General features: G+C 69.7%; 26 protein-coding genes and 1 tRNA gene. 8 read left to right on the top strand and 19 right to left on the bottom strand.

What is annotated here, in order from left to right:
- Positions 1 to 231 precede the first annotated feature (231 nt).
- Positions 232 to 870 carry a general stress protein gene (locus HD592_RS03805; protein ID WP_246429976.1) on the bottom strand — a complete coding sequence of 213 codons (639 nt, stop codon included), beginning with the start codon at positions 868 to 870 and terminating at the stop codon, positions 232 to 234.
- A gap of 86 nt (positions 871 to 956) precedes the next feature.
- On the opposite strand from HD592_RS03805, the gene HD592_RS03800 reads away from it, so the two are divergent.
- From HD592_RS03800 to HD592_RS03785, 4 genes are all read left to right on the top strand, one after another.
- Entirely contained in the window at positions 957 to 2,246 is a 1,290-nt protein-coding gene (locus HD592_RS03800) for a magnesium transporter MgtE N-terminal domain-containing protein (RefSeq protein ID WP_154478413.1), read from the top strand.
- Positions 2,239 to 2,853 carry a DUF1003 domain-containing protein gene (locus tag HD592_RS03795; RefSeq protein ID WP_184452006.1) on the top strand — a complete coding sequence of 205 codons (615 nt, stop codon included), beginning with the start codon at positions 2,239 to 2,241 and terminating at the stop codon, positions 2,851 to 2,853. The genes HD592_RS03800 and HD592_RS03795 overlap by 8 nt, the downstream gene beginning before the upstream one ends.
- Before the next feature lie 122 nt (positions 2,854 to 2,975).
- On the top strand, positions 2,976 to 4,106 hold the full coding sequence (locus tag HD592_RS03790) for an Mrp/NBP35 family ATP-binding protein (protein WP_184452004.1): 1,131 nt from the start codon (positions 2,976 to 2,978) through the stop codon (positions 4,104 to 4,106).
- Between the two features lie 71 nt (positions 4,107 to 4,177).
- Entirely contained in the window at positions 4,178 to 4,807 is a 630-nt protein-coding gene (locus HD592_RS03785; protein ID WP_184452002.1) for an O-methyltransferase, read from the top strand.
- 89 nt (positions 4,808 to 4,896) lie between these two features.
- Here the strand turns inward: HD592_RS03785 and HD592_RS03780 are convergent, their stop codons facing one another.
- The 3 genes from HD592_RS03780 to dapE all read right to left on the bottom strand — a co-directional run bounded on the left by HD592_RS03780 (position 4,897) and on the right by dapE (position 7,013).
- Complete coding sequence (locus HD592_RS03780) at positions 4,897 to 5,061, bottom strand: DUF3117 domain-containing protein (protein ID WP_154478062.1); 165 nt, start codon at positions 5,059 to 5,061, stop codon at positions 4,897 to 4,899.
- 102 nt (positions 5,062 to 5,163) lie between these two features.
- The gene (locus HD592_RS03775) at positions 5,164 to 5,898 is read right to left on the bottom strand and encodes an LOG family protein (protein WP_184452000.1); all 735 of its coding nucleotides are present in this window, start codon (positions 5,896 to 5,898) and stop codon (positions 5,164 to 5,166) included.
- Positions 5,895 to 7,013, bottom strand: coding sequence for a succinyl-diaminopimelate desuccinylase (gene dapE / locus HD592_RS03770; protein ID WP_343058725.1), 1,119 nt, complete (start codon positions 7,011 to 7,013; stop codon positions 5,895 to 5,897). Before dapE ends, HD592_RS03775 begins: the two co-directional genes overlap by 4 nt.
- Positions 7,014 to 7,159: 146 nt before the next feature.
- Between dapE and HD592_RS03765 the strand changes: the two genes are divergently transcribed.
- Positions 7,160 to 7,987 carry a purine-nucleoside phosphorylase gene (locus HD592_RS03765; RefSeq protein ID WP_184451996.1) on the top strand — a complete coding sequence of 276 codons (828 nt, stop codon included), beginning with the start codon at positions 7,160 to 7,162 and terminating at the stop codon, positions 7,985 to 7,987.
- A gap of 8 nt (positions 7,988 to 7,995) precedes the next feature.
- On the opposite strand, the gene HD592_RS03760 is transcribed toward HD592_RS03765, so the two are convergent.
- The 5 genes from HD592_RS03760 to HD592_RS03740 form a co-directional block, all read right to left on the bottom strand.
- On the bottom strand, positions 7,996 to 8,586 hold the full coding sequence (locus tag HD592_RS03760; protein ID WP_184451995.1) for a hypothetical protein: 591 nt from the start codon (positions 8,584 to 8,586) through the stop codon (positions 7,996 to 7,998).
- Positions 8,587 to 8,682: 96 nt separating this feature from the next.
- Entirely contained in the window at positions 8,683 to 9,261 is a 579-nt protein-coding gene (locus HD592_RS03755) for a 50S ribosomal protein L25/general stress protein Ctc (protein WP_184451993.1), read from the bottom strand.
- A 153-nt stretch (positions 9,262 to 9,414) separates the two neighbouring features.
- Positions 9,415 to 10,386: a ribose-phosphate diphosphokinase gene (locus tag HD592_RS03750; RefSeq protein WP_184451990.1), complete on the bottom strand. Its 972-nt coding sequence runs from the start codon at positions 10,384 to 10,386 to the stop codon at positions 9,415 to 9,417.
- A 36-nt stretch (positions 10,387 to 10,422) separates the two neighbouring features.
- Positions 10,423 to 11,463, bottom strand: a complete 1,041-nt coding sequence (locus tag HD592_RS03745; RefSeq protein WP_184451988.1) for a bifunctional UDP-N-acetylglucosamine diphosphorylase/glucosamine-1-phosphate N-acetyltransferase GlmU — start codon at positions 11,461 to 11,463, stop codon at positions 10,423 to 10,425.
- 44 nt (positions 11,464 to 11,507) lie between these two features.
- Positions 11,508 to 11,578: transfer RNA gene (locus tag HD592_RS03740), tRNA-Gln, on the bottom strand.
- 144 nt (positions 11,579 to 11,722) lie between these two features.
- Between HD592_RS03740 and HD592_RS03735 the strand changes: the two genes are divergently transcribed.
- From HD592_RS03735 to HD592_RS03725, 3 genes are read left to right on the top strand one after another with little or no spacing between them, the layout of a single operon-like run.
- Positions 11,723 to 12,364, top strand: a complete 642-nt coding sequence (locus HD592_RS03735; RefSeq protein ID WP_184451986.1) for a TetR/AcrR family transcriptional regulator — start codon at positions 11,723 to 11,725, stop codon at positions 12,362 to 12,364.
- A gap of 32 nt (positions 12,365 to 12,396) precedes the next feature.
- Positions 12,397 to 12,927: a MarR family winged helix-turn-helix transcriptional regulator gene (locus tag HD592_RS03730; RefSeq protein ID WP_303773667.1), complete on the top strand. Its 531-nt coding sequence runs from the start codon at positions 12,397 to 12,399 to the stop codon at positions 12,925 to 12,927.
- Positions 12,924 to 13,232, top strand: coding sequence for a DUF4298 domain-containing protein (locus HD592_RS03725; RefSeq protein WP_184451984.1), 309 nt, complete (start codon positions 12,924 to 12,926; stop codon positions 13,230 to 13,232). The genes HD592_RS03730 and HD592_RS03725 overlap by 4 nt, the downstream gene beginning before the upstream one ends.
- 48 nt (positions 13,233 to 13,280) lie before the next feature.
- Here the strand turns inward: HD592_RS03725 and HD592_RS03720 are convergent, their stop codons facing one another.
- From HD592_RS03720 to HD592_RS03675, 10 genes are all read right to left on the bottom strand, one after another.
- Positions 13,281 to 13,559, bottom strand: a complete 279-nt coding sequence (locus HD592_RS03720) for a DUF1540 domain-containing protein (protein WP_154478042.1) — start codon at positions 13,557 to 13,559, stop codon at positions 13,281 to 13,283.
- Between the two features lie 238 nt (positions 13,560 to 13,797).
- Positions 13,798 to 15,663, bottom strand: coding sequence for an ABC-F family ATP-binding cassette domain-containing protein (locus HD592_RS03715; protein WP_184451982.1), 1,866 nt, complete (start codon positions 15,661 to 15,663; stop codon positions 13,798 to 13,800).
- On the bottom strand, positions 15,664 to 16,644 hold the full coding sequence (locus HD592_RS03710) for a 4-(cytidine 5'-diphospho)-2-C-methyl-D-erythritol kinase (protein ID WP_184451980.1): 981 nt from the start codon (positions 16,642 to 16,644) through the stop codon (positions 15,664 to 15,666). It abuts the gene before it with no gap.
- A complete protein-coding gene (rsmA, locus tag HD592_RS03705; RefSeq protein WP_343058724.1) occupies positions 16,637 to 17,641 on the bottom strand; it encodes a 16S rRNA (adenine(1518)-N(6)/adenine(1519)-N(6))-dimethyltransferase RsmA in 1,005 nt (334 codons plus the stop codon). Before rsmA ends, HD592_RS03710 begins: the two co-directional genes overlap by 8 nt.
- Positions 17,642 to 17,665: 24 nt before the next feature.
- A complete protein-coding gene (locus HD592_RS03700) occupies positions 17,666 to 19,075 on the bottom strand; it encodes an aggregation-promoting factor C-terminal-like domain-containing protein (RefSeq protein ID WP_343058723.1) in 1,410 nt (469 codons plus the stop codon).
- A 153-nt stretch (positions 19,076 to 19,228) separates the two neighbouring features.
- A complete protein-coding gene (locus HD592_RS03695; RefSeq protein ID WP_184451977.1) occupies positions 19,229 to 20,392 on the bottom strand; it encodes an aggregation-promoting factor C-terminal-like domain-containing protein in 1,164 nt (387 codons plus the stop codon).
- A 182-nt stretch (positions 20,393 to 20,574) separates the two neighbouring features.
- Positions 20,575 to 21,483: a TatD family hydrolase gene (locus tag HD592_RS03690; RefSeq protein WP_184451975.1), complete on the bottom strand. Its 909-nt coding sequence runs from the start codon at positions 21,481 to 21,483 to the stop codon at positions 20,575 to 20,577.
- A 1-nt stretch (position 21,484) separates the two neighbouring features.
- On the bottom strand, positions 21,485 to 22,177 hold the full coding sequence (locus HD592_RS03685; protein ID WP_184451973.1) for a nitroreductase family protein: 693 nt from the start codon (positions 22,175 to 22,177) through the stop codon (positions 21,485 to 21,487).
- Between the two features lie 37 nt (positions 22,178 to 22,214).
- A complete protein-coding gene (locus HD592_RS03680; RefSeq protein WP_184451971.1) occupies positions 22,215 to 22,796 on the bottom strand; it encodes a DJ-1 family glyoxalase III in 582 nt (193 codons plus the stop codon).
- A gap of 35 nt (positions 22,797 to 22,831) precedes the next feature.
- Positions 22,832 to 26,233 (bottom strand): ABC transporter ATP-binding protein/permease, encoded by a 3,402-nt coding sequence (locus tag HD592_RS03675; RefSeq protein ID WP_184451969.1) that lies wholly within the window; start codon positions 26,231 to 26,233, stop codon positions 22,832 to 22,834.
- Positions 26,234 to 26,325: the final 92 nt, after the last annotated feature.

The following is a 26,325-nucleotide window of genomic DNA, read 5'->3' as shown; positions in this document are numbered from 1 at the left end:
GCGCCGGAACCGCAAGGAAACCGCCCGAAGCCAATGCCGCAGCGGCGAACACCCCGACAACCCTCTTCTTCATGTTCACTGTCATCGCTCCTTCGCGATAAGGGGGAAACCGGATCTCCCCCTTGAGATCCACGAGGTCCAGGCCCATGATCCAGGCTAGGCACTCCCCTTATTGCGGTCAAGGTCGCGAACGGGATCGCGGGCCAATCAAGGCGAAAGCGCCCCGAGGCGCTATGACACTGTTCCGGAACCGTCCGATTCCCGGGTTCGCTCCGACGCGTCGCTCAGCCGCACGCCGAATCGCGGCTGCTCATCGGGGCGCGAACCGTACTCGGTCGGCCCCTCCTCCTCGGGGCGCACCCGCGCGGGCCGGGGGCGCATCTGATTGCCGGGCGTCTTCTGCAGCATCTGGAAGGCCCGGTCGACGTCGGCCGAAGCCAGGACCGCGTAGCGGGAGGCGACCACCTGCGAGGAGGAGGTGAAGTCCCTGCGGCCCCCGGTCATCGCGTACAGCAGGCCCGACATCACGATCCCCGCGAGAGCACCGCCGGCCACTCCGAACATCACCCACAGGAGCGCCGATCGGCTCGGGGCGGCGAAAGACATCATGAGCCCCATGAAGGCGCCCCACAGGGCTCCCGAGGAGGCGCCGGAGAGGGCCGCCCGCCCCATCGTCAAACGGCCGGTCACGCGTTCCACGAGGTGGAGGTCCGTGCCGACGATCGTGATCGACTTGACGTCGAATTCCCGGTCGGCGAGGTAGTCGACGGCTCCCTGCGCCTCCACGTAGGTGCGGTACGAAGCGACCTCGGTGCCCGAGGGCATGACGGGCATCTGGAACTGCGGGGAGGCGGTGCGGGCAGCCATCATCTTCCTTCCATGGTCGAAACCCGAAGAGATCCTAGATGCCATCCTCCCACCCCGGGGCCTAGGCTGTCCTCGTGAGCAACGAACAGATGGGCGTCGGAACCGCAGGACGCCGCGTGTACATCGGTAGGCTCGCCGGGACCTCGGTCTTCGACCCCCTCGGCGATCAGGTCGGCCGCATCCATGACGTCGTTGTCACCTTCAGGGTCTCGGGGATCGCGAACGTCATCGGCTTCGTCGTCGAAGTCGGTCCGCGCAAGCGCGTCTTCCTGCCCCTGACCCGCATCACCTCGATCGAATCGGGGTCGGTCATCACGACCGGCCTGCTCAACATGCGGACCTTCACGCAGCGCCCCGTCGAGACCCTCGTCCTCGCCGAGCTCTTCGATCGCGTGGTCACCCTCAACGACGGCTCCGGAGAGGTCAGGATCCTCGACGTCGCCATGGAGCGGCGCCGACCGAAGGACTGGGTGATCTCCAAGCTCCACGTGCAGCGCCAGAGGACCACCTCGCTCGGCTTCATCCGGTCGGGCGAGACCCTCAACGTCTCCGTCTTCGAAGTGAGCGGCCTGCTCAAGACCGACTCCAACCAGGCCGCGACCTCGCTCCTCGCCCAGACCGAGGACATGCGCCCCGCCGACCTCGCGGACCTGCTCCACGACCTGCCGCGCGACCGCCGGATGGCGATCGCGCAGGAGCTCCCCGACGCCCGGCTGGCCGACGTCCTCGAAGAGCTGGGCGACGACGACCGGGTCGCCATCGTCTCCGCCCTGGAGGCCGGACGGGCCGCCGACGTCCTCGACGTCATGCAGCCCGATGACGCCGCCGACCTCGTCTCCGAGCTCCCCGAGGCGAAGGCGCAGGCGCTCCTGGCCCTCATGGAGCCCGAAGAGGCCGAGGACGTCCGCCGCCTCCTCACCTACGAGGAATCCACCGCCGGCTCCCTCATGACGACCGAGCCCGTGATCTTCGGCCCCGGTGCGACCGTCGCCCAGATGCTCGCATCCGTGCGCCGCGAGGACCTGCCGGTATCGCTGGCGACCGTCGCCTTCATCACCCGCCCCCCCGAGGAGACCCCCACCGGCCAGTACCTCGGGATGGTCCATCTTCAGCGGGCGCTGCGCGAACCCCCGCAGACCCTCCTCGGCACGATCCTCGACTCCGACATCGAAGCGGTGTCAGCCGAGGCCCACGTCGCCACCGTGACCCGCCTCCTCGCCACCTACAACCTCACCGTCCTTCCCGTCGTCGACGAGGACGGCCACCTGCTCGGCGCGGTCTCCGCCGACGACGTCCTCGACGAGCTCCTGCCCGAGGACTGGCGCGACTACGACGACGAGGTCGCCGACAGGATCATGGCGAGGAGCATCGATGGCTGATCGTCTCGACACGCCCCGCGAGCGCGGATTCTCGTGGTTCCGCCGTCGGACGCGCTCCTCCGACGGCTTCGGCCGCTTCGCCGAGGCGACCGCCCGTTTCATGGGCTCGCCGCGCTTCATCCTCTACATGACGATCTTCGTCGTCTCCTGGATCGCGGCGAACGTCGTCCTCCACCAGGTCGCCCGCGCATACGCCTGGGACGAGTACCCCTTCATCCTTCTCAACCTCGCCTTCTCGACGCAGGCCTCCTACTCGGCGCCCCTCATCCTCCTCGCGCAGAACCGTCAGGCCGACCGCGACCGCGTGCAGGCCGAGCAGGACCGCCAGCGCGCCGAGCGCAACCTGGCCGACACGGAGTTCCTCACGCGCGAGATCGCGAGCCTGCGCCTGTCCGTCCAGGAGATCGCCACCCGCGACTTCGTCCGCTCGGAATTGCGCGATCTCCTCGATGACCTGCGCGAGGACATCCGCGCGCAGGTCCGCGCCGAATTGGAGGAGGAGTACGCCCGGAAGGCCGACGCCGCCGCCGACCCGGATCGGACGCGGAACGGAGCCGAGGGCGACGGGGCGGGCGACGGCCCGTCCCTCCCCGCCGCACGGAGCTGAGGGCCCCGCCCTCGCGGCCTTAGCGGCCGGGCATCCGCCACCTGGCGAGCGGCGCGCCTTCACTTTCGTTCAGACGCCCCGCCGGATGCGAAGTCACGGGCGGCGCTGCGTAGAATCACAGCATGTCCGTCTCAATCGACCAGGTGATGACCGCCCTCGGCACCGTCATCGATCCCGAAATCCGCCGCCCGATCACCGACCTCGACATGGTCTCCCCCGACCTCGTCACCATCGACGGGGCGACCGTGAGCGTCCGCGTCCTCCTCACGACCGCCGGATGCCCGCTGCGCAACACGATCGCCGCCGACATCGAGAAGACCGTAGGCGCGCTCGACGGCGTCGAGGCCGTGACCGTCGAGACGGGCGTCATGGACGACGAGCAGAAGAAGGCGCTGCGCGAGAAGCTCAACGGGGGGCGCCCCGAGAAGGAGATCCCCTTCGCCCAGCCCGGCTCCCTCACCCGCGTCATCGCCGTCACCTCCGGCAAGGGCGGCGTCGGCAAGTCCTCGATGACGGCGAACCTCGCGGCCGCGATGGCCTCGTCCGGCCTCAAGGTCGGCGTCATGGACGCAGACATCTACGGCTTCTCCATCCCCCGGATGCTCGGCGTCGCCCACGACCCGCAGGTCATCGACGGCATGATCATCCCGCCGGTCGGAGCGGCCGGGGTGAAGGTCATGTCCATCGGCATGTTCGTGCCGGACGGCCAGCCCGTCATCTGGCGCGGACCCATGCTCCACAGGGCCCTCCAGCAGTTCCTCGCCGACGTGTTCTGGGGGGACCTCGACGTCCTCCTCATCGACATGCCGCCCGGGACCGGCGATGTGGCCATTTCGGTCGCGCAGCTCATCCCGAACTCGCAGATCCTCGTCGTCACCACCCCGCAGGTCGCCGCCGCGGAGGTCGCCGAGCGCGCGGGCTCCATCGCCGCGCAGACCCAGCAGCGCGTCATCGGCGTCGTCGAGAACATGTCCTTCCTGCCGCAGGCCGATGGCTCGCGCCTGGAGATCTTCGGGAACGGCGGCGGGACCTCGGTGTCCTCGCGCTTGACCGCGCAGCTCGGATACGAGGTTCCGCTCCTCGCGCAGGTTCCGCTCGACATCGCCCTTCGCGAGGGCGGGGACGCCGGTCGGCCCGTGGCGCTCGATGAGGGCCCCGCGAGCGAGGTCCTCACCTCGCTCGGCCGGACTCTCGGAGCCGGAGCGCGGGGCCTCGCGGGCCGCCCGCTCGGCGTCTCCCCCGTCACTCGCTGAGCCCCGCCCCCGCGCGACGCACGGGGGCGATACTCTGAAGGCCACTGAAAGACACCAGCATCGGAGAAGACATGGCTGACAAGGCCCAGGCCTGGGTATTCGTCGAGGATTACATCCCCGAGTCCGAGCCCGTCCGCGAGGCGCGCGCCGCCGCGGTCGAGCTCGGGGCCGACCCCGTCTCCCCCGGCACGGGCGCCGCCCTGCGGATGCTCGCCGCGGTCGCGGGGGCCAAGGCCGTCCTCGAAGTGGGGACGGGCGCGGGGGTTTCGGGCCTGTGGCTCCTCGACGGGATGCCCGCCGACGGGGTCCTCACCTCCATCGACTCCGAAGTCGAGTTCCACAAGCAGGCCCGCCGCGCCTTCACGAAGGCCCAGGTCTCGCCCCAGCGGACCCGCCTCATCGCTGGCCGCGCCCTGGACGTCCTGCCGCGCATGGCGGTGGGGGGCTACGACATGATGGTCCTGGACGCGGACGTTCAGGAGACCCCGGAGTACCTCGATCATGCGGTGCGCGTCCTGCGCCCGGGGGGCTTCATCGCCTTCGTCCACGCCCTCTGGGGCGATCAGGTCGCCGATCCGGCCCGACGTGATTCGGAGACGGTCGTCTGCCGCGAGGTCGTCCGCTTCCTGGCGGAGTCGCCCGATTTCACCCCGGCGCTGCTGCCGGTCGGCGACGGCCTCGCCGTCGCGGTCAAGCGCTGATCCCCCAAGCGGCCGAAGGCGCCCTCGACGAGCGCGGGGCGCCGTGGCTGTGCCCGCCACGGCGCCCCGCAAAGATAATCGGAAGAACCTCAGACCGCAGCGCTCAGCGCCGCCGCCAGTTCGCTTGCCTCATCGGGAGTGAGCTCGATGACGAGGCGGCCGCCCCCCTCGCTCGGGATGCGCATGACGATTCCGCGTCCCTCTTTCGTGGCCTCCAGCGGGCCGTCACCGGTCCTCGGCTTCATCGCTGCCATGTACCGCTCCTTGTCCCTTTTTCGTCTGCACGCGCGTGTCGCGCGGCAGTGACGCCCCCATTTTAGCCGGAATCGTGCCGAATCACACGACGGGCGCGGAGCTCAGCGGCCGAGGGCGAAGCGGACGGCCTCTTCGGGCTCGTCCACCAGGTGAATGAGATCGAGCTCGGCTTCATCGAGGGTGCCCTCGGCGACCATGGATCCGGCGACCCAATCGACCAGTCCGCGCCAGTAGTCGCTGCCGACGAGGACGATCGGGAAGGAGTGGATCTTCGATGTCTGGACGAGCGTGAGCGCTTCGAAGAGCTCGTCCATCGTGCCGAAGCCGCCGGGCATCGCGATGAATCCGGAGGAGTACTTGACGAACATGGTCTTACGGGCGAAGAAGTAGCGGAAGTTGATCCCGATGTTCACCCAGGGGTTCATCGACTGCTCGTGCGGGAGCTCGATGCCCAGCCCGATCGATTTGCCCCCTGCGTCCCAGGCCCCCTTGTTCGCCGCTTCCATCGCCCCGGGACCGCCACCGGTGATGACTGCGGCGCCCTCGTCGACGAGGAGCCTGCCGATTTCATAGGCGATCGTCCAGTACTTGGAGTCCTCACGGGTGCGCGCCGAGCCGAAGACGGATACGGCCGGGCCGACTTCGGACAGCGCGCCGAAGCCCTCGACGAATTCGGCCTGGATGCGCAGGACGCGCCAGGGGTCCTCGTGCAGCCAGTCGGCGGATTCCTGCGCTTCGAGGAGGCGCGTGTCCGAGGTCTCCTCGGGGATCGCGGTGCCGCGCAGGATCACGGGGCCGCGCTGGTAGGTCCTGCGGGTCGGCTGATCGGAGGTCATTCCTTCTCCTTGTCGTCGAGCCAGGCGAGGAGCGCGTCCAGGCACCTGGTCATGTCCGCCGCGGGTGCGGCTTCTTCGTCGGTATGGGCGAGCAGGGGGTCGCCGGGGCCGAAGTTCACCGCGGGGATCCCGAGATCGAAGAATCGTGCGACGTCCGTCCACCCCTGCTTGGCGACGACGCGCAGTTCCTCCCCGTGCGCCTCGGCGATGGCGCCGGCGTGGGCGATGAAGTCGCGGGCGATCGGCGAATCGGCTCCCGGCCGCGCGCCCGGGGAGCGGTCGTCGACTTCGATCCGCGCCCCTGTTCCCGCGAAGTACGAGGTGACGAGGGCGATCGCCTCGTCCGTGCTCTTGGAGGGGGCGAAGCGGTAGTTGATGACGAGCTCGACCTCGTCGGGCACGACGTTCTTCGCCTTCCCGCCCGAGACGGCGACGACGAGGAGGGACTCGCGGTAGTCGAGGCCGTCGACGTTGACTGTCGGGTTGCCGAAGGAGGCGATCCTCGAGATGACGGGCGCGGCCTTGTGGATGGCGTTGTCGCCGCGCCACGAGCGCGCGGAATGGGCCGCTTTCCCCGGGATCGTCGCGATGACCCGAACGCTTCCGTTGCAGCCGCCTTCGATGTGCGCCGAGGTCGGCTCTGCGAGGATCGCGAAGTCGGCGCCGAGGAGGCCCGGGTGATTGCGCATGAGACGGCCGAGGCCGTTGAGGCTCGCCTCGACTTCCTCATGGTCGTAGAACACCCAGGTGACATCGTGCTTGGGCGCCGTGAGGAGGAGGGCCGCGCGCAGGGCGACGGCGACGCCTCCGAGCATGTCGACCGCTCCCCTGCCGCGCACGGTGTCGATCCCGTTGACGAGGCTCCGCACGGCGGGGACGTTGCCGGCGATCGGGACGGTGTCGAGGTGACCGGCGATGAGCACGCGATGCGCTCGTGCGAGGCGGGTCCTCGCGACGATCGCATCCCCGTCGCGCAGGACTTCGAGGTGGGGGGCGCGTCGGAGGCGGGCCTCGACGGCATCGGCGATCGCCTTCTCATCTCCGGACACCGAGGGGATGTCGATGAGATCGCAGGCGAGGTCGACGACGTCGTCGGTTCGCAGTTCTCGGACCACGCGGCTCCTCTCGTTCCATCGCGCGGTTGGTCGGCGGACCGGGCGACGCCGCCAGAATACGCGTTCGGGGCCCTGCGCGCCGTTCTCACGCATCTTCCGGATCCGGCTTCCGGCTCGGAGCGCGCGCGGCGGCTATCCTTGTCCTCATGACTCTTCCTTCTCAGATTCGCGCAATGGTCGATGATTCCGTGCGGGCGCTGCGCCCCCTGCTCGACGGGATCGTCCCGGATGTCCTGCTCGTTCCCGGTTCGGGCTGGGGTTCGGCCGCGCATTCGATCGGCCGTGAAGTCCTTTCGGTTCCGGCGGCCTCGATTCCCGGTTTCGCGGACTCGCCGGTCGCCGGTCACACGGCCCGGATCCAGCTGCTCGCACTCGATCATGAGGACGGGCGCCCCTTCCACGCGCTGCTGCTGCCCCGGACGCACTTCTACGAGGAGCGCGGAGCCGATGCCGTCGCGCACGCGGTACGGGTCGCTGCGGCCCTCGGCATCGCGAGGGCCATCCTGACGAACGGATGCGGGTCGGCGAATCCGCGGATCGGGCCGGGTTCCGTGGCCCTCATCGCCGATCATGTCAATCTGACGGCCGCGACCCCCCTGCACGGGGCGAGCTTCGTCGATCTCTCCGACGCGTATTCGCCCCGTCTCAGGGGCCTCGTGAACTCGGTGGATCCGACGATCCTCGAGGCCGTGTATGCCCAGTTCCCCGGGCCCCAGTACGAGACGCCCGCGGAGGTGCGCATGGCGGTCGCGCTCGGTGCCGACCTCGTGGGCATGTCGACCGCCCTCGAGACGATCGCGGCGCGCGAGGCCGGGCTGGAGGTGCTGGGGCTGTCCCTCATCACGAACGCGGCGGCGGGTACGACGCCGGGCGAGTCCCTGTCGCACGAGGAGGTGCTCGAGCAGGGCGCATCCTCGAAGGAGCGTCTCGCCGAACTGCTCGCCCGCATCGTCCGGGTGTGGCCGAGGGACTGAGCCGGGGGCTAGTGCGCCGAGGGGACGAGGGCGAAGAGGACGCGCCTCCAATGGCCCAGGGCCGGTCTGGCCGAGTCCGCTCCGAGGAGGAACTCGTCGGGGCCGAGGGTGAACACGCGGCCCGAGGAGGGTTCGAAGACCGCGTAGCGCGCGGGCGCCCCCTCGTGGGCGAGGATGAGGACGACGTGGCGGGGGATGAGCGCGCTCAGGGCCGTCCGCGCCCCGCCCGTGTAGACGGGCACGTCCCATCCTGAGGCGAGGGCCGTGTCGATCCGGGCGCGCAGGCCCGGGCCGTTGAAGGCGATGCGGTGTCGACGGCCCGTGGCGTGGCGCGCGAGGCGCGCGAGCGCCCAGGGCGAGGTGCCCAGGGCCTGGGGCCAGGGGGTCCCAACCCTGGCCGCGAGGGCGTGGAGGTGCTTCTGCTCGGCCTCGACATCCGCGTCGGGGTCGAGGTAGTGAGGATCGGCTCCGGCGCGCGCCGCCAGGAGCGATAGGACCGCGATCCCGCAGGTCGTCGGGTCGACTTGCGCCGGGTAGGTGCGGGGAGCGGGCTCTTCGCTGGCGGGGAGCGGCGCTCGCGCGGGGTAGGGGCTGATCATCGGGCGCCCTCCTTCAACGGGTCCCCCGCCGGTGATACGCATGGGGCGGGCCGCTCACGCGGCCCGCCCGAAGACATGCGATCGGCAGGAGCGGGGTCACTCCGCCTCGACGGCGGGGGCCTCTTCGGCCTCTGCCTCGATCTCGGTGACGACGACGATGTCCCGCTCGGGGTCGAGCTCGGACTCGACGCCGGAGGGAAGGACGAGATCGGCGGCGCGGATGACGGTTCCCGCCTCGATGCCGGTCACGTCGACCTCGATCGACTCGGGGATGGCGGTCGCCGAGGCCTTGACGGTCACGGTGTGCTCTTCGACCGTGGCCTGGGTGCCGGGGACCGGCTCGCCGACGACGACGATCGCGACCTCGACGTCGACCTTCTCGCCCGCCTTGACGGCGAGGAAGTCGGCGTGGAGGAGGTTGCGGGACACGGGGTGGCGCTGGACGTCCTTGACGAGGACGAGCTGGCTCTTCCCGTCGATCTTGAGGTCGACGAGGGCGTTCTTGTTGCCGCGGACGATGAGGAAGAGGTCGTGCCCGGGGACGTCCACGTGGACCGGCTCGCCGCCGTGTCCGTAGACGACGGCGGGAACGAGGCCGGCGCGGCGGGCGCGGCGGGCAGCTCCCTTGCCGAACTCGGAACGGGTCTGCGCGTCAAGAATCGGGGTGTCGCTCATGAGATGCCTCCTGTTGTTCTGGTTCTTCCGCTTCGGCGCGATGAACCTCAAGGAGGTGGATTCCCCTTCGGCCCTGTCGATCACGGCGGATACAGATCCGCCCTCGCCGGAGCAACCCCTTGAGGGTACCCGACGAGGGCGGCCGAGTGCGAGTCAGTCGAAGAGGGATGTGACCGATCCGTCTTCGAAGACCTCCTTGATCGCGCGCGCGAGGAGCGGGGCGATCGAGAGGATCGTGAGATTCGGGAATCGCTTCTCCAGCGGGATCGGCAGCGTGTCGGTGACGACGACCTCATCGGCCCCGCATTCCGTCAGTCGGCGGACGGCCGGCTCGGAGAGGATGCCGTGGGTGGCGGCGATGATGACCTTCTGGGCTCCGGCGTCATTGAGGACCTTGACGGCCTCGGTGATGGTGCCCGCCGTGTCGATCATGTCGTCGACGAGGATGCACTGCTTGCCTGCGACATCGCCGACGACGCGGTTCGCCACCGCGACATTCGGCCGGGTCGTGTCGCGCGTCTTGTGGACGAAGGCCAGCGGGACCCCGCCGAGCTTGGAGGACCACTTCTCGGCGACGCGGATGCGGCCGGCGTCCGGGGAGACCATGACGGTGTTCGACAGGTCGAGGCGCGAGCGCACGTAGTCGACGAGGACCGGCATCGCGAAGAGGTGATCGACGGGGCCGTCGAAGAAGCCCTGCTCCTGCGAGGCGTGCAGGTCGACGCTCATGACGCGGTCGGCGCCGGCGGTCTTGTACAGGTCGGCGACCAGGCGGGCCGAGATCGGCTCGCGCCCCTGGTGCTTCTTGTCCTGACGCGCGTAGGGGTAGAAGGGCGAGACCGCGGTGATGCGCTTGGCGGAGGCGCGCTTCGCGGCGTCGATCATGATGAGCTGCTCCATGAGCCACTTGTTGATCGGCCCGGTGTGGGACTGGAGGACGAAGACGTCGGCGCCGCGGACGGACTCGTTGAAACGGACGTAGATCTCACCGCTCGCGAAGTCGTAGGCGGTCACCGGCGAGACCCCGCACCCGATCTCCTCACCGACTTGCTGGGCGAGCTCGACATGCGCCCTGCCTGAAACGAGGACGAGGCTCTTCTCCCCGCTGGTCACCAATCCGCTCATGCGGTGTTCCTCCCCTTGCCCTGAGAACCCGGCGGGTCAGTCCGATTCGGGCTGCCCGATGACGCTGAATGGTGCCACCATCGTATCGGCTGGAACGCTCGCCTCGACCACCCAGGCGCTTGCGACCCGGGCGCGATCGGCCACATGCGCCGAATCGAGCGTCGTTCCGGGACCGATCTCACACCCGTTCCCGACGGTCGTGGCGCCCCGCAGGACGCTTCCGGGCCAGATCGTCGTGTCGGCGCCGATCTCGACGTCGATGCCGATCCAGGTGGATGCCGGGTCGACGATGGACACCCCCCGGCGCATGTGGCGCTCGCAGATCCTCTTGTTGATCTCGGCTCCGAGTTCGGCGAGCTGAACGCGGTCGTTGCAGCCCTGCGCCTCCCAGGGATCGGCGAGGACGAGGGCGCCCGCCGTCCGACCGGCGGGTTCGGCGGCCGCGAGCACGTCGGTGAGGTAGACCTCACCCTGGGCGTTGTCCGTTCCGACCGACTTCAAGGTGTCGTGGAGGAAGGCCCCGTCGAAGGCGTAGACGCCCGCGTTGACCTCTGTGATGGCGCGCTCGGCCTCGTCGGCGTCCTTCTCCTCGACGATCCTGATGACGCGCCCGTCCTCGGCGCGCACGATGCGGCCGTAGCCGGTGGGGTCGGGCGCGATCGAGGTGAGGACCGTGACCGCGCGCCCCTCGGCCTCGTGGAGGTCGAGGAGGCGTTCGAGCGTGGCGGTCGAGAGCATGGGGACGTCGCCCGAGGTGACGAGGACGGGGCCGCTGATCGGGCCGTGCGCGGCGGCGAGGGCCTCGAGGGCGCACAGCACGGCCCTGCCGGTTCCGGGGATCTCATCCTGATCGGCGATGAAGGCGTCGGGCGCGACTTTCCGGATCTCCTCGACCACGAGTTCGCGTTCGTGGCGCACCACGGCGACGAGGGTCTTGGGACGGGTGCCCTGGGCGGCTCGCAGCGCGTGGCCGATCATGGACAGGCCCGCAACGGGGTGGACGACCTTGGGGACCGCCGAGAGCATTCGGGTGCCCTTGCCTGCTGCGAGGACGATGGCGGCTGCGGGGACGGTCATTGTTCGCCTTCCGTCGAGCGAGGAGGAAGGAGCGGGCGCTCCTGCTCCGCCCCCAGGACTCGAACCCGGACCAAAGGCACCAAAAACCCATGTGCTGCCGTTACACCAGGGCGGAATAGCGCTTCGATTCTGCCACAGTCAGCCCCCGTTCACCGAAAGCGCGACTTCGGGCGGCGCGAGGGCACGGCCTCGGCCGCGGGCGAGCCGCGCCGCCCCTCGCCGCGGATCGGCCCTGCGCTCGCGTGGGATAATCCGGAGCATGGGTCAGAAGCGCACACGGATGAGCGGTTTCGCGCGCCGGGAGCAGCTCGTCGAGGTCGGGCGCTCGCTTTTCGCGCTCAAGGGCTTCGACGCGACGAGCGTCGAGGAGATCGCCGCGAAGGCGAAGGTGTCCAAGCCCGTCGTCTACGAGCACTTCGGCGGCAAAGAGGGCCTGTACGCGGTGGTCGTGGACCGTGAAGTCCAGTCCCTCGTCACCTCCCTCCACTCCTCCCTGGAGTCGTCCGATCGCCCTCGGATCCTCTTGGAGAACGCCACGCTCGCCCTGCTCGAGTACATCGAATCGAATTCCGACGGCTTCCGCGTCCTCGTGCGCGATGCGCCGAAGGATCGGACGCAGGGCTCCTTCTCCTCGGTCCTCGGCGATGTCGCGTCGAGGGTCGAGCATCTCCTGGCCGAGCAGTTCGCCAAGGGCGACATCTCGCCCGCCCTCGCCCCGCTGTACGCGCAGATGCTCGTGGGCCTCATCGCCCAGGTCGGTCAATGGTGGCTCGATGAGCGCCGCATGAAGAAGGACGAAGTCGCCGCGCACGTGGTGAACCTCGTGTGGAACGGCGTGCGGCACATGCAGCCGAAGCCGACTCTGCTCGTGTGCCAGGAGCCCGGCGCGGCGAAGGAGTGACCGAAGTCTCGACATCGAGTATCTTGAATCGCGTGAGATTCGTGGATGAAGTCGCAGGCATCGTCGCCGCATGGTCGAAGGAGCGCCCGGACCTCGACTCCTCCCCCATGCTCGTCCTCTCGCGCGTCTCCCGCCTCGCCCGGCGCCTCGACCTCGAACGGCGCAAGGCCTTCGCCGATCACGGGCTCGAGCCCTGGGAGTTCGACGTCCTGTCCTCCCTGCGCAGGGCGGGCAGCGCTTCGGGCCTGACCCCCGGCGCCCTCATGGCCGAGCTCCTCGTCTCCTCCGGGACGATGACGAACCGGATCGACCGCCTCGAATCGAAGGGCCTCGTCTCGCGCTCGCCCTCGCCCCAGGACCGGCGGGTCGTTCTCGTCACCCTCACCGAGCCGGGCCGCACGCGCGTCGACGGCGCCCTCGCTTCACTCCTGGCCTGCGAGGAGGCGATCCTCGCCCCGCTCGACGAGGAGGCGCGCGACCGCCTCGCGGATCTCCTCACCCCGCTCCTCCTCCCCTTCGAGGCCCCGGTCTGCGAGAAGGGGCGCGGGAGGGCGGCGGAGTGAGCGGATCGGAGGCGCTCGAACGACTCGAGCGGATGGAGGAGCACTACCGCAGCGCCCTCGCGCGCGTCGAAGCCGCCGAGGCGGGGCTGAAGGCGATCGAGGACTTCTTCGAGGCGATGCGCCCCCTCATGGACGCCTACGGGACGACATGGCTCGCCGACCGCGAAGCCGTCGCCGAGGAGGACGCGCCGGCCCTCGCGGTCCTGGGCGAGGACGCCGTCTGGGACCTGCACACCGACCAGCACGGACTCGCCCAGGGGATGCTGCGCCTCGCCGCCGAGCATTTCTCGCCCCGCGGGGCCTGAGGCGCCGAGCGCCCCGCCGCGTCCGGACGGCGGCTCCTCGGCCCCCGCTCAGCGGGCGGCGTAGGACAGGCAGTCCGCGGTGGTGGCGCCCACGCGGATCGCCTCGGCGGTGCATTCGAGCGCGGAGTTGTGGACGCAGTCGGCCTTCTGGCAGGCGCCGACGAAGGGGGCCGCCGTCTCGAGGCCGCCCTTGACGTTGAGCGGGACGAAAGTCGTGCAGGTCTGGGCGAAACCGACGGTGATCGCGGCGGCGCCGCAGCTCTTGGTCTTGTTGTACGAGCAGCTCTCGACGGAGCAGTCCAGGACTCGGGGCATTTCAAGGGGCATCTCGATCTCTCCTCATGATCCGGGGCCTCGATCCCATTCCTTCGAGGCGGATGACCCCATTGGAGCGCGAAAAACGACAGGCGTCGAGAAAGGCTCTATTCACGCAGGTCAAGAGGCATTCAATACGAGTCTCGCCCAGACCGATTCCGCACCGGGCAAGGTGCGGAATACGCGTTTTTTCCAAGCACTTCCATCAACTAATTCATCGAGGACGCGGACTCGCCGACTGCGGGAACGCCTATTCGAGGAGCTCGGCGGCCTGAAGCCACGCGTCCTCGAGCTCGGCAATCTCGGACAGCACACGGGAATGCCGTGCCGACGCCTCCTGGAGCTCCGACACCGCGGAAGGATCCGATGCGACCTCGTGCCCGAGCGCTTCCAGGCGCGCCTCGAGACCCCCCGCTTCGCTCCGGAGCCTCTCCAGGCGCCGCTCGATCCGATCCGCCTCCTTCTTCGCGGCCCGCCGCGCGGCGGCGTCGCTCAGCGCCGGGGCCTGCGGCAGCGCTTCGGCGGGCGTCGGCTGCGGGGTCTGCGCGGCCCCGCCCTCGGACCGCAGGCGCAGGTACTGCTCGACCCCGCCGGGCAGGGCGCGGATCGTCCCGTCCCCCAGCAGCGCCACCTGGTGATCGGTCACGCGCTCGAGCAGGTAGCGGTCGTGCGAGACGACGACGAGGGTCCCGGGGAAGGAATCGAGCAGGTCCTCCATCGCGGCGAGGGTATCGGTGTCGAGGTCGTTCGTCGGCTCATCGAGGAGGAGGACGTTCGGGGAGGCCATGAGCAGGCGCATGAGCTGGAGGCGTCGGCGCTCGCCGCCCGAGATCTCCCTGATCCGCGTGTAGGCGCGCTGACGGGTGAACCCCATGCGCTCGGTCATCTGCGAAGCGGTGAGTTCCCTGCCCTCGACGATGCAGGTCTGCGCGACTGCGGCGACGGCCTCGACGACGCGCACGTCCGCGAGCGCGTCGAGTTCGTGCGTGTCCTGGGACAGGGTCGCGACCTCGACGGTCTTCCCCCGTTTGACGCGCCCGGAATCGGGGGCCAGATCGCCGCGGAGAAGATTGAGCAGGCTCGTCTTCCCGGCGCCGTTCACGCCGACGACGCCGACGCGTTCACCCGGGGCGAGCCGGAGGGTCACCGAGTCGAAGATCGTGTTGGTCGAGCCGTCCGGGCGCCCGAAGGCGAGGGTGACGTCTTCGAGATCGAGGACGTCCTTGCCCAGGCGCGCGCTCGCCGTCTTCATGAGCTCGACGGTGTCGCGCGGCGGCGGGACGTCCGCGATGAGGGCCTCGGCGGCCTCGATGTGGAACTTCGGCTTCGAGGTGCGGGCGGGCGCGCCCCGGCGCAGCCAGGCGAGCTCCTTCGTGAGGAGGTTCTTGCGCTTCACGGCCGCGACGTCAGCCTGGCGCAGGCGTTCGGCGCGGGCGAGCGTGTAGGCGGCGTAGGAGCCGTCGTAGACCTCGACGCGACCGGGGATCTGGGGCCGGTCGCCTCCGGGGTCGATGCCGGGGACGACCTCCCAGATGTGTTCGCACACCGCGTCGAGGAACCAGCGGTCGTGGGTGACCACGAGCAGCGCGCCCACGGCCCCGGGCCTGGCGAAGCGCGCATTGAGGTGCGCGGCGAGCCAGGCGACGCCCTCGACATCGAGGTGGTTCGTCGGCTCGTCGAGGCAGACGACCTCGCTGGGCGCGCACAGGACCCTCGCGAGAGCGACCCTCCGGCGCTGACCGCCGGACAGGTCCCCCACGCGGGAGGCGAGGTCGATGTCCGCCAGGAGTCCCGCGTGGATGTCGCGCACCCGGGGATCCGAAGCCCACTCGTACTCCGCCAGACCGGGGTGCACGGCCTCCACGACGGGGAGCTCCGGGTCGAAGGAGTCCTTCTGATCGAGGAGGACCACGCGCACGCCCTCGCGCTTGGTGAGCAGGCCCGACGCGGCTTCTTGAACGCCGGCGACGAGGCGCAGGAGGGTCGACTTGCCCGCACCGTTGGGCCCGAGGATCCCGACGCGCGAAGCGTCCTCGATGCCGAGCGTGACGTCTTCGAGGAGTCTGCGCGAACCCGCGAGGACGGCGAGGGACTGCGTGCCGAGAAGATGCGCCATTTAGCGGGATTCTCCTGATTCGAGCCGGGCACCCGGGACGGGTCCGAAAGTGGTGAAGGCTTCGGCGACCGAGTCGAGCCCCGCGAGGGCCGAGGCGATCGCGCGCGCCGATTCGGCATCGGCTGCGAGCGCCCCGATCGAGGGGCCCGAGCCGGAGAGCAGGACGGCGAGCGCGCCCGCCTCCTCGGCGGCCGCGATAGTCCGGCCGAGCTCGGGCCGGAGGCGCAGGGCCGTGTCCTGAAGATCGTTGGACAGGTGGGGGGCGAGTTCTGCGGCCCCGCCCGTGAAGGGCAGCGCGCGGATCCTCGAGGGGTCGGGCAGATCGCGCCACCGGCCCGCCGGGCCTCCTGCTCGATCGAGCGCGCGGAAGACCTCCGGAGTGGACAGGCCCTCATGCGCGAGTGCGATCGCCCAATGATGACGGGCCTCGACTCCGCCCCGGTCCAGGGACTCCATCTCATCGCCACGCCCGGTGCCGAGCGAGATCCCCCCGGCCAGGCACGCAGGGACATCGGCTCCGAGTGTCCGTCCGATGAGTTCGAGGCGCTTCGCATCGAGGCCGAGCCCCCACAGCGCATTGCAGGCGACGAGGGCGGCGGCGGCGTCCGCCGAGCCCCCGGCCATTCCCCCGGCCATGGGGACGCGCTTGTCGACCTCGATCTCGATGCCCGCGGCCGTCGCGGCCCAGGGGCCGGCGGCGGCGAGCTTCTGAAGGATCCGCGCCGCCCGGTAGGCCAGGTGCGTCGTCGGGTCGAGGTCGCGCATCGCCCGGGTCGTGAGCTCATCGACTGAGCCGTCGGGCCGGTGGGCCGTGGTGGTGACCCTGATCCCGGGGGCGCGGCTCGTGCGGACACGAACGGTTTCGCGCAGGTTCAGCGCTTCGAAGACGGTGACGAGCGGGTGATAGCCGTCCTCGGCGGGGGCTCCGGCGCGGAGTGCGAGATTGATCTTCCCGGGCGCGGAGGCGGTGGCCTCACGCATCGGCTTCCTCCAAACGCGCGCGCCTCGGGTCGATGCGGCGCGGCAGGAGCTCGGCGGCGCGGAGCTCGAGGACTGCGCGGCCGAGCGCGACGAATTCGTCGACGTCGAGGGTCTCCCCGCGCCGGCCCGGGTCGATGCCCGCCCGCTCGAGGAGGAGGCCCGCTCCCCCGGCCGAGCCCGCCCAGTTCTTCAGGGCGGCGCGCAGCGTCTTGCGGCGCTGGCCGAAGGCGACGTCGCAGACCTCGAAGGTCGCGCGCCGGAGCGGCTCATCGCCGCGGGGCTCGGCCGAGCGCGAGATGCGCACGAGGGCGGAGTCGACGTTCGGAACCGGCCAGAAGACGGTGCGCCCGATCGTTCCGGCCCGTTCGACCCTGCCGTACCACCCGGCCTTGACCGAGGGGACGCCGTAGGTGCGCGATCCCGGGGCCGCGGCGAGCCTGTCGGCGACTTCGGACTGGACCATGACGAGGAGATCGGTGAGCGAGGGGAAGGACTCGAGCATGGCGAGCAGGACCGGGACTGCGACGTTGTAGGGCAGGTTCGCGACGAGTTTCGTCGGCGCGGGCCAGTCGACCCCGAAGTCCTCCACCCCCCTGAGCGCCGTCGCGTCCATCGTCACCACGTGGAAGCGCTCGGCCGCTTCGGGCATGCGCGAGCGCACGGTCTCGGGCAGGGCCGCGGCCAGAGGGGGGTCGATTTCGACGGCGCGGACCCTAGCGCCGGCCTCCAGGATCGCAAGGGTGAGGGAGCCAAGTCCGGGCCCGACCTCGACGACCTCGTCGCCCGCCTCGACGCCGCCGGCCCTGACGATCCTGCGGACGGTTCCCGCGTCGTGGACGAAATTCTGACCGAGGACCTTCGTCGGCCGGATGCCGAGCGCGTCGGCGATCGCCTTGACCTCGATCGGGCCGAGGAGGCCCGAGTCCGAAGGCACGGCCCCTTCGGGCAGCTTCGGATCGAGACGGGAGGCGGGAGCGTTCTTCGAGGATCGGGTCACGAGTGAAGTCTAGTGGCTCGGGGCTCAGTACCAGCCGACGGCGTTCGAATGCCCCCAGGCCGAGCACGGCGTGCCGTAGCGGCCCGCGATGTAGCCCAGGCCCCAGGTGATCTGGGTGGCCGGGTTCGTCTGCCAGTCGGCGCCGGCGCTCGCCATCTTCGAACCGGGGAGGGCCTGCGGGATCCCGTACGCGCCCGAGGAGGCGTTCTGGGCGTACGGGTTCCAGCGGGATTCGCGGTTCCACAGGTTGACCAGGCATTGGAATTCGGCGTCCGACCATCCGCGGGCGGCGACCTGGACGTGCGCGATCTCCTGGGGGTCCTGGCCCGTGTAGGTCACGCTCATCCCCGCTTTGAGCGCTGCGCCCGCCGCTTTGATCTTGTCGGACTGCTCGCTCATCGCGTTGATGAGGGCTTCAACGTCCGCTCGCGAGGACAGGGAGCCGATCGGGGCCTTGTAGGCGGTGTAGGGGAAGCCGTTCTCGTCCGTTCCGGATTCGAGGCTCGCCTTCGGGTCGACTCCCGCGAGGAGGAGGGCCTCGGGCGTCGCCTTCTTCGTGCCCTTGGAGCGGATCTGGTCGAGGGGCTGGACGAGGGTCTCCTCGCCGGTGGTCGCCGATGAGGTGGCGACCCCGTCGACGGTCTCAGCCCACTGGGTGCGCGCGGCGAGCCCGTCGGAGCCGGGGCGGGTGATCTTCGATTCGCCTTCGAAGAGGTCGGGGCTCTCCTCCTCGATCTCGGTGAAGGGGATCGTGACCTCCCCGGATGACTCCCCGCGCACGACGCGGGAGACGCGCACCTCGAGCGATCCGCCCTCGCCCGCGGCGAGGGCGACGCGATCGATGGGATGGAGGGCCACTCCGGCCTTCTCGACGATCTCGTCGACGCTCTCCCCGCCCTCGGCCCGGGCCCGCCGCTCCAGGCCGTCCGCGAGGACGGTGACCTCGCGGGAGCGCGAGACGACGGGGAGGGCCTCGCCCCGGGCGCCGGAGCGATCGGCGGCGAGGGCGACGGAGTCGCCGAGAGCGGCGGTGTCGGCGAGGACCGCATCGGCGCTGGCAGAGGTCGACCAGACGGTCCTCTCTGCGCCGTCAACCTCCAGGGTGTAGGGGTGCGCGGTGCGCACGATGACGGTGCCCCCGTCGGGGACCCGCGAATCGAGGGCGGGCTGGACGAGGTCGTGCGCTCCGACTTCGACGCCGGTCGAGCTCAGGAGCGAGGCGACGGTGCCGCCCCACGCGGTGACCGGCATGGAGACGCCGTCGACTTCGAGGGTCGCCTCAGCGCGCGAGCTGGCGACCGCCCCCGCGGCGACGAGGACGACGGCCGCGGCGCTCGCGCACGCGCTCGTCAGAACGGCGCGGCGGCTCGGGGTGAAGGAGCGGTGCTCCTGGCGCCTCCGGCCGAGCGGATGCTCCGATCGGTGGTGATCCACTGCGGGTGCTCCTTCGGTTGGACGCGTCAACGGTACGCGATGAATGGACGCGGCGCCGAAACGTCAACGGGTCGATGTGAACAGGGGCGCTGAAGGCGGTGCGCCGGCCCGCGCATGAGGGCCGGCACACCGTTTCAGCTCATTCGGGGCGGCTCAGTACCAGCCCTTCGCGCTCCACGAGGCCAGAGCGCCGCACGGGGTTCCGTAGCGCCCTGAGATGTATCCCAGGCCCCAGGTGATCTGGGTGGCCGGGTTCGTCTGCCAGTCGGCGCCGACGCTCGCCATCTTCGAACCGGGGAGGGCCTGCGGGATCCCGTAGGCGCCCGAGGGGTTGGCGGCGCTGACGTTCCAGCCGGACTCGTGGTTCCACAGGGTGACGAGGCACTGGAATTCGGAGTCCGACCATCCGCGGGCGGTGATCATCTCCTGCGCGATGGCCTGCGCGGAGCCCGGCGAGTACGAGACGGCCGGGGCGCTCGGCGCCTCCTGCTCCTTCTTCTTGGTCCCGACGGCGACGATCTTCGCGACCGGTTCGGTCACCTTCTTCGCCATGGGCACGTTGAGCACGATCTTCCCGTCGATGCTGTGGCGGTAGTAGGTCGTCAGCGTCTGGCCGTCCTGCCCCTCCTGCAGCACCTTCGTCTCGCCCTCGTAGAGGGAATCGTCGCTGCGCTCTTCGGTGGTGAAGGGGGTCGGGGTGGCGACGTCGACGTCGCCGTGAAGGATGCGCGTCACCTTGACCGAGGTCCGCCCCGCTTCGAAGACGAAATCGACCGTATCGAGGTCCCCGAGGGACAGGCCCGCCTTCTCGAGGAGCACGTCGACGGTGTCGCCCGCCTTCGCGTCGACGGTGGTCGTCGCCCCGTCGGCGAGGATCGCGACGGGACCGTCGACGGAGATCACGGACATCTCACGGCGGAGCGTGGAGCGATCAGCGGCCATGACGGCCGAACCGGAGGCGGCGATCGAGTCGAGGACGCCGTCGATCGAATCAGCCGTCGACCACGCGGTCTTCGTCTGGCCGTCGAGGGTCACCTCGTAGGGGCTCGCCGATCTCACGACGATGGTCTGCCCGTCAGCCACGTGCGCGTCGGTCGCCGGCGCGACGAGGTCGTGCGCCCCCACCTCGACGCCCACGGAAGCGAGCGCCCCACCAACGGTCAGGAAGAATCCGTCGACGGGCCTGGACACGCCGTCGATCTCGAGAAGGACTTCGTGGTGGGCGGCGGCCACGGCGGTCCCGGCGGTCGCAGTCATCATGAGGGCGAGTGCCGAGGCTGTGGCGACGACGGTGCGTCGTGAGGGGTGAAGATTCACGCGACTCCAGACTTCGTAGGTTCCGCCTCGCATCCGCGGGGGCTCCCCTAGGGGGATCCCCGGATCCCGGCGGACTGACTCCCCTACCGTAATCAATCCGTGACCCTTCGTGCTCGATTTCGTGACGCCTATCACCGCGAATGCTAAGGCGCGCTCCGGCGATCGCGGTCCGCGCGCCCTCGTCACCAGTCGCCGTAGACGCGCCTGGAATTCTCCATGAGCTGGGCGCACGCCAGATCCTCGCGAAGATCCCAGAGCTCGGCGATCCGGCGGACGCTGTGGGCCATCGCATAGGAGGCGTTCGGGGATCCCCTGTGCGGAACGGGCGTGAGATAAGGGGCGTCCGTCTCCACGAGGACGAGTTCGCGGGGCATCTCGATGAGCGCCTCGCGCAGGTGGGCGTTCGCCGGATAGGTGATGGGGCCGGCGAAGGAGGCGTAGAAGCCGCGTTCGGCGAGTTCACGCGCGAACTGCGCGTCACCGGAGAAGCAGTGGAAGACGACGGGGACATCGATGCGGCCGGCGCGATCGAGGACCTCGAGGCAGTCGGCGTGCGCCTCGCGGTCGTGGATCTGCAGGGGCAGTCCCTTGCGCACCGCGAGGTCGATGTGAGCGGCGAAGGAGCGCTTCTGGGCCTCGCGGCCGGGTTCGGCCGTGCGGAAGTAGTCGAGCCCCGATTCGCCGACCGCGACGACCATCGGATTCTCCACCGCCTCCTCGAGGACGGCGAGCGCCTCATCGAGGGGGATGTGATGATCGCTGAGCCGGGGAGTCAGCCCGTCCGGGGAGGGGTCGACGCAGCCTTCGTGGAGGGCGGCCTCATTGGGGTGCAGGGCGAGGGCGACCCGCACGCCCTCGTACGCCGAGGCGACCCCGATCATGGGGGCGAATTCGGGGAGTTCGCAGGCGCTGGTCACCTGCCGGGAGACCCCCGCTGCGCGCGCCCTGGCGATCTGCTCGTCGAGGGGCATCGCGACGCCGTCCGCCCTCGGGATCTGGGCCGGGACGACCGGCAGGTGCGTGTGATTGTCCATGACCTCGCCGTCGAGGGGGCGGGGCGCTTCGGGCCAGGTCCGCGTCCTGCGCGCCATGTCACCGCCCCTTCCGGCCGACGCGGGGGATGGGCGCGCGCTCGGCCCGGAAGGCGTTCACCGGGTCCTCCTCCGCATATCCGAGCGCGAAGCCCGTGATGAGGCGGTAGTCCTCCGGCACGTCGAAGAAGCGGTCCCCGGGGCCCCGCCAGATGGCGAGCGTCCCGAGGGCGCAGGAGTCCACTCCCCTGGCCTTGGCCGCGAGGAAGATGTGCCCGAGGAGGATCCCCGCGTCCATCGCGGAGAAGGGCATGAGGCCCTCGTGGACGTAGAGGAGCCCGATGACGGGAGCGGAGAAGGCTTCGACGTTCCTGCGGCTCCACGCATCGCGCGCCGCCGCGTCGTCCCGCCCGATGCCGAGCTCGGCGTAGAGCGCCTTGCCGAGCCGCACCGAGCGCTCCCTGAGCTCGTCCGGGTAGCGTCGGCGCACCTCGAAGTCCCCGTCGGCGCGGGGGCCGGTCCCGGCCTCGGCGTCGAAGGCCTCGCAGTAGGCGGCGCGCAGCGCATCGGCGTCCTCGCCCGCCGCGAGTGCGAGCCGGTAGGGACGGGTGTTGGACCAGCTGGGCGAGGCGCTCGCGTCCTTCAGGATCGCGTCGAGCACCTGCGGGGCGACCGGGCGGTCCGAGAAGGCGCGCACCGAGTGCCGCTCGGCTGCGAGGCGGGAGAAGGAAGGTGCGGAATCCTCGTTCGTCATGCCTTCAGCCTACGTCGGGGCGCCGAGGGCGCGCCGCTCAGCGGTGGACGAGGGCGTTCGCGACGCGTTCGGCCTCCGCCTCTCCGCGCAGGAGGGCGACCAGGGCGATCCCGAGCTCGAGGGCGGTCCCCGCTCCGCGGCTCGTGAAGATCCGCCCGTCGAGGGCGACCGGCGTGAGAACCGTATGCGCACCGGCGTCTTCGAGGACGTTCATGAATCCGGGATTCGCCGTTGCGGTACGGCCCGCGAGGTGTCCGCGTTCGGCGAGGATCGAGGGCGCGGCGCAGATCGCGGCGATCGGCAGGCCGGCTCGGGCCCGACGGTCGATCTCGGCTCCGATGACGGGGTTCGCCGAGAGGTTCGTCGTTCCGGGCATTCCCCCGGGGAGGAAGAGGATCGCGTAGGAGGCGAGGTCGGCGTCGTCGAGGGCGAGGTCGGAGCCGATCCTCACCCCGTGCGAGGAGACGACGTCGGCGGTGCCCTCGACGGAGATGAGGTCTGCGCGAACGCCCGCGCGGAAGAGCGCGTCGACGACTGCGAGGGCTTCGACCTCCTCGAAGCCGGGGGCGAGGAGGACCCCCACGGAGGCATCGGTGGCGGGTTCGGCCGGAGCGGGCATGCGTCCTCCTTCTCGGATCGTCGGCGTCTTAGAGACTACTCGCTTCTCAGCGCTTCGACGGGGTCCTCCTTCGCGGCCTTGCGGGCCGGGAGGAGACCGGCGATGAGGGTGAGGACGACGGAGACGGCGATGAGGATCGCCCCGGCGCTCACGGGCAGCTGGGCGATGTCGGCGACCTCGAGCTTCGCTTCGACGACGACGTTCGCGATGAGGGTCAGGATGAGGGTGATGCCGACGCCGATGAGCCCTGCGAGGAGTCCGACGATGAAGGTCTCCGCGTTGAACACGCGCGAGACGTCCTTCTTCGAGGCCCCGATCGAACGGAGGATGCCGATCTCCTTCTTGCGTTCGAGGACGGAGATGAGGGTGATGATCGCGATCATGATCGAGGAGACGACGAGGGAGATCGACACGAAGGCGATGAGCATCCATTTGATGATGTCGATGATGCTGGTCACCGAGCTCATGAGGAGCCCGACCATGTCGGTGTATGCGATGACCCTCGCCTCGTCCCCGGCGGCCGTCGCGGCCTCGTTGTAGCCCTCGATGATCGCCTTGACGGCGTCCTTGTCCGCGAAGGTCGTGGGATAGATGTTGATCTGCGAGGGCGCGCCGGGATCGGCCCATCCGAGCTTCGCGAGGTTCGTGTCGTAGGTGGTCGGCGTCGTCGACATCATCGTCGACAGGAGGCGCTGGAGGTCCTCGGGATCCGTGTTCGTCCGGAAGGCATTCGCGAAAGCGGATTCGTCGATGGTGAAGGCGGAGGCGAGGGAGGAGGCGAAGCCCCCCATCGCCCGTTCCATCTGCAGTGCGATCGCGTTCTGGAGCTGAGTCATCATCTGCGACATCGCCTTCGCCATCGTCCGGGAGAGCGAATCTGAGATCATCTGCGAGATCTGAGAGGACAGGGCGGTGGAGAGCTGCGTCGCGAGGGAGCGCCCGATCGTCTCCGCGAGTTCCGCGGAGGCCCGGGAGGCGACTTCGCCCAGGGCCCGGTCCTCGCCGAGGGCGGCGGCCAGGTTCGCCGAGAGCACCTCGGTATTGACGACCTCACCGGATTCGAGGGCCTCCTTGAGGCGGGCGCTCACCTCGGGGCTCGTGATGTAGGCGGTCGCGAGCCCCATCGGGTCCGCATCGGGAGCCCCGTCGCCGTCCGTGTCGGAATGGGCGGCGTAGTAGTCGAGGAAGCCCTGGACGATTTCGGCGCTCGTGCCCGCGAGCGCTTGACCGGCAGTCGGCGAGATCGCGCCCTCGGCGAGCGCCTTCGAGACGATCGAAGCCCAGTCGATCTCGCCGAGTTCGGGGTAGCGGGCGGCGAGGGCGGCGAGATCCAGGTCGGCGGGTGCGATCGCCGACGGGTCGATCGCCGAGGAGAGGTCCATGTTCCCGAGGGAGGCCAGGTCGAGTCCTAAGATGGAGAAGCCGCCCGGATCGATGGCGTTGAGGTCGAGGCCGGACAGGTCGAGTCCGGACAGATCCATCTGGAGTGCGCTCGGGTCGACGCGGAAGGCCGCTTGCAGGGCGTTCGGGTCGATCGTGAAGAGGGAGGTCAGGTCGAAGCCGGACTTCGTCGTGTCATCGAGCTCGTCGAAGTGCTTCCCGGTGAAGACGTCGGTGAGGGGATCTGCGATCTGGGCTTTGACGATGTCCGCGGAGGCGGCGCTTCGCATGACCTCCTCGGTGAGCTCGGGGGTGTAGGCGAGCCCCTGTCCGATGATCGCCGTGTCCGATTCCTTCGCGGCGACGATGCCCGTGACGGTGAGCGTCTGCCCCTTCGCGATCTGTTCGGCCATGTAGGTCCGGTCTTCGGAGCGGTCCACCCACACCGCGTGCTCCGAGTCGTAGGTGTAGAGCGAGGGGGCCGGGACGAGGGAGAAGCGCGTGCCGAGGATCGACTCGTAGTCGTAGTTCGCGACCGCGTCATCCGTTCCGCCCTCGTTCCCCGAAGCTCCCTCCTCCGCGCGGCCGGGGCCGCCGGCTCCCGAGTAGTAGGACTCCATGAGGTCGTCGAGCTCGGCGTGCTCCTTGAAGCCGAGCGTGTACTCGAGGAGGTCGTTCATCGCCCGGTCCGAGTCGACGACGAGGACGAGGTCGTGCGCGTCCTTCGGCCAGGATCCGGCGAGCACCGTGTAGGCGTCCTCGTAGAGCTTCGCGTTCGCGGGGAGCTGGGTGAAGGCGTCCATCTGGATGTAGGAGGAGAAGGGGCTGACCTGGGAGGCCGTGGACAGGGTCGAGAAGGCCTGATCGGGGTTGAGGCGGACGATCCCCTTCGAGGTGTCCTCGCGGTACACGAGGGGCTTGGTCCCGTAGGCGTACTCGATCGCCGCGACGTGGTCGAAGATCCGTCCCCCGTCGGCGTCGAAGTAGGTCTTGAGGGAGGCGAGGTCGTTCTTCGATCGGGATTGGGCCATCGCGGCGAAGGCGGGGCGCGCCGCGATCTTCCCGGACTGGGCGCTCACCGCTCGGGCGTCCCGGGCGGCGCTTTCCATCATCGCGCTCATGTCGACGCCGGACTCGGTGATCGACAGGGGGTAGGAGGTGAGGGCGTCCTCCTCGGTCGCCGCGATGTAGGCGTTCACCCCGTTGGCGAGCGCGAGGATCGCGGCGATCCCGATGATGCCGATGGAGCCGGCGAAGGAGGTCATGAGGGTGCGCCCCTTCTTCGTGAGAAGGTTCTTCCCCGAGAGGGACAGGGCCGTCAGTGGCGACATGGAGGTCCGTTTCGCGGGCCTGCCCTCGCGACGGTCCTCCGCGCCCGGGATGAAGGGGCGGGAGTCCGAGAGGATCTTTCCGTCGGCGAGTTCGACGATGCGGGTCGCGTAGCGTTCGGCGAGTTCGGGATTGTGGGTGACCATGATGACGAGCCGGTCGCGCGCCACTTCGCGCAGGAGGTCCATGACCTGCACGGAGGTCTTCGAATCCAGGGCGCCCGTCGGTTCGTCGGCGAGGACGATCTCCGGGTCGTTGATGAGGGCGCGGGCGATCGCGACGCGCTGCATCTGCCCGCCGGACAGTTGCGAGGGGCGTTTGCCGACGTGCTCGGCCAGTCCGACCCGTTCGAGGGCGTCGAGGGCGCGGCGCTTGCGCTCCTTGGGGGAGACGCCGGACAGGGTGAGGGCGAGCTCGACGTTGCCGAGGACCGACTGGTGCGGAATGAGGTTGTAGGACTGGAAGACGAATCCGATCCGGTTGTTCCGGTAGGCGTCCCAGTCGCGATCGCGGTAGTCCTTGGTGGGGATCGAGTCGATGACGAGGTCGCCCGAGTCGAAGTGGTCGAGGCCGCCGATGATGTTGAGCATGGTCGTCTTGCCCGACCCGGACTGGCCGAGGATCGCGACGAATTCGTTGTCGCGGAAGGCGAGGTCCACGGAGTCGAGGGCGACCTGCGTGAGCGATGCGGTCGTGTACGACTTGGTGATCCCTCGCAGCTCCAGCATGGCTCCCACCCTATAAGCCCTGGGCGAAGTTCTCGCCCCTCCCCCTCCTCCCCCGAGATCATCACCTTTCTCCCCCGAGATCATCACCTTTC

It is taken from the genome of Schaalia hyovaginalis (assembly GCF_014208035.1).
Classification (GTDB): domain Bacteria; phylum Actinomycetota; class Actinomycetes; order Actinomycetales; family Actinomycetaceae; genus Pauljensenia; species Pauljensenia hyovaginalis.
The sequence above is the reverse complement of the archived record's forward strand: the minus strand, read 5'-3'. Positions and strand labels throughout refer to the sequence as shown.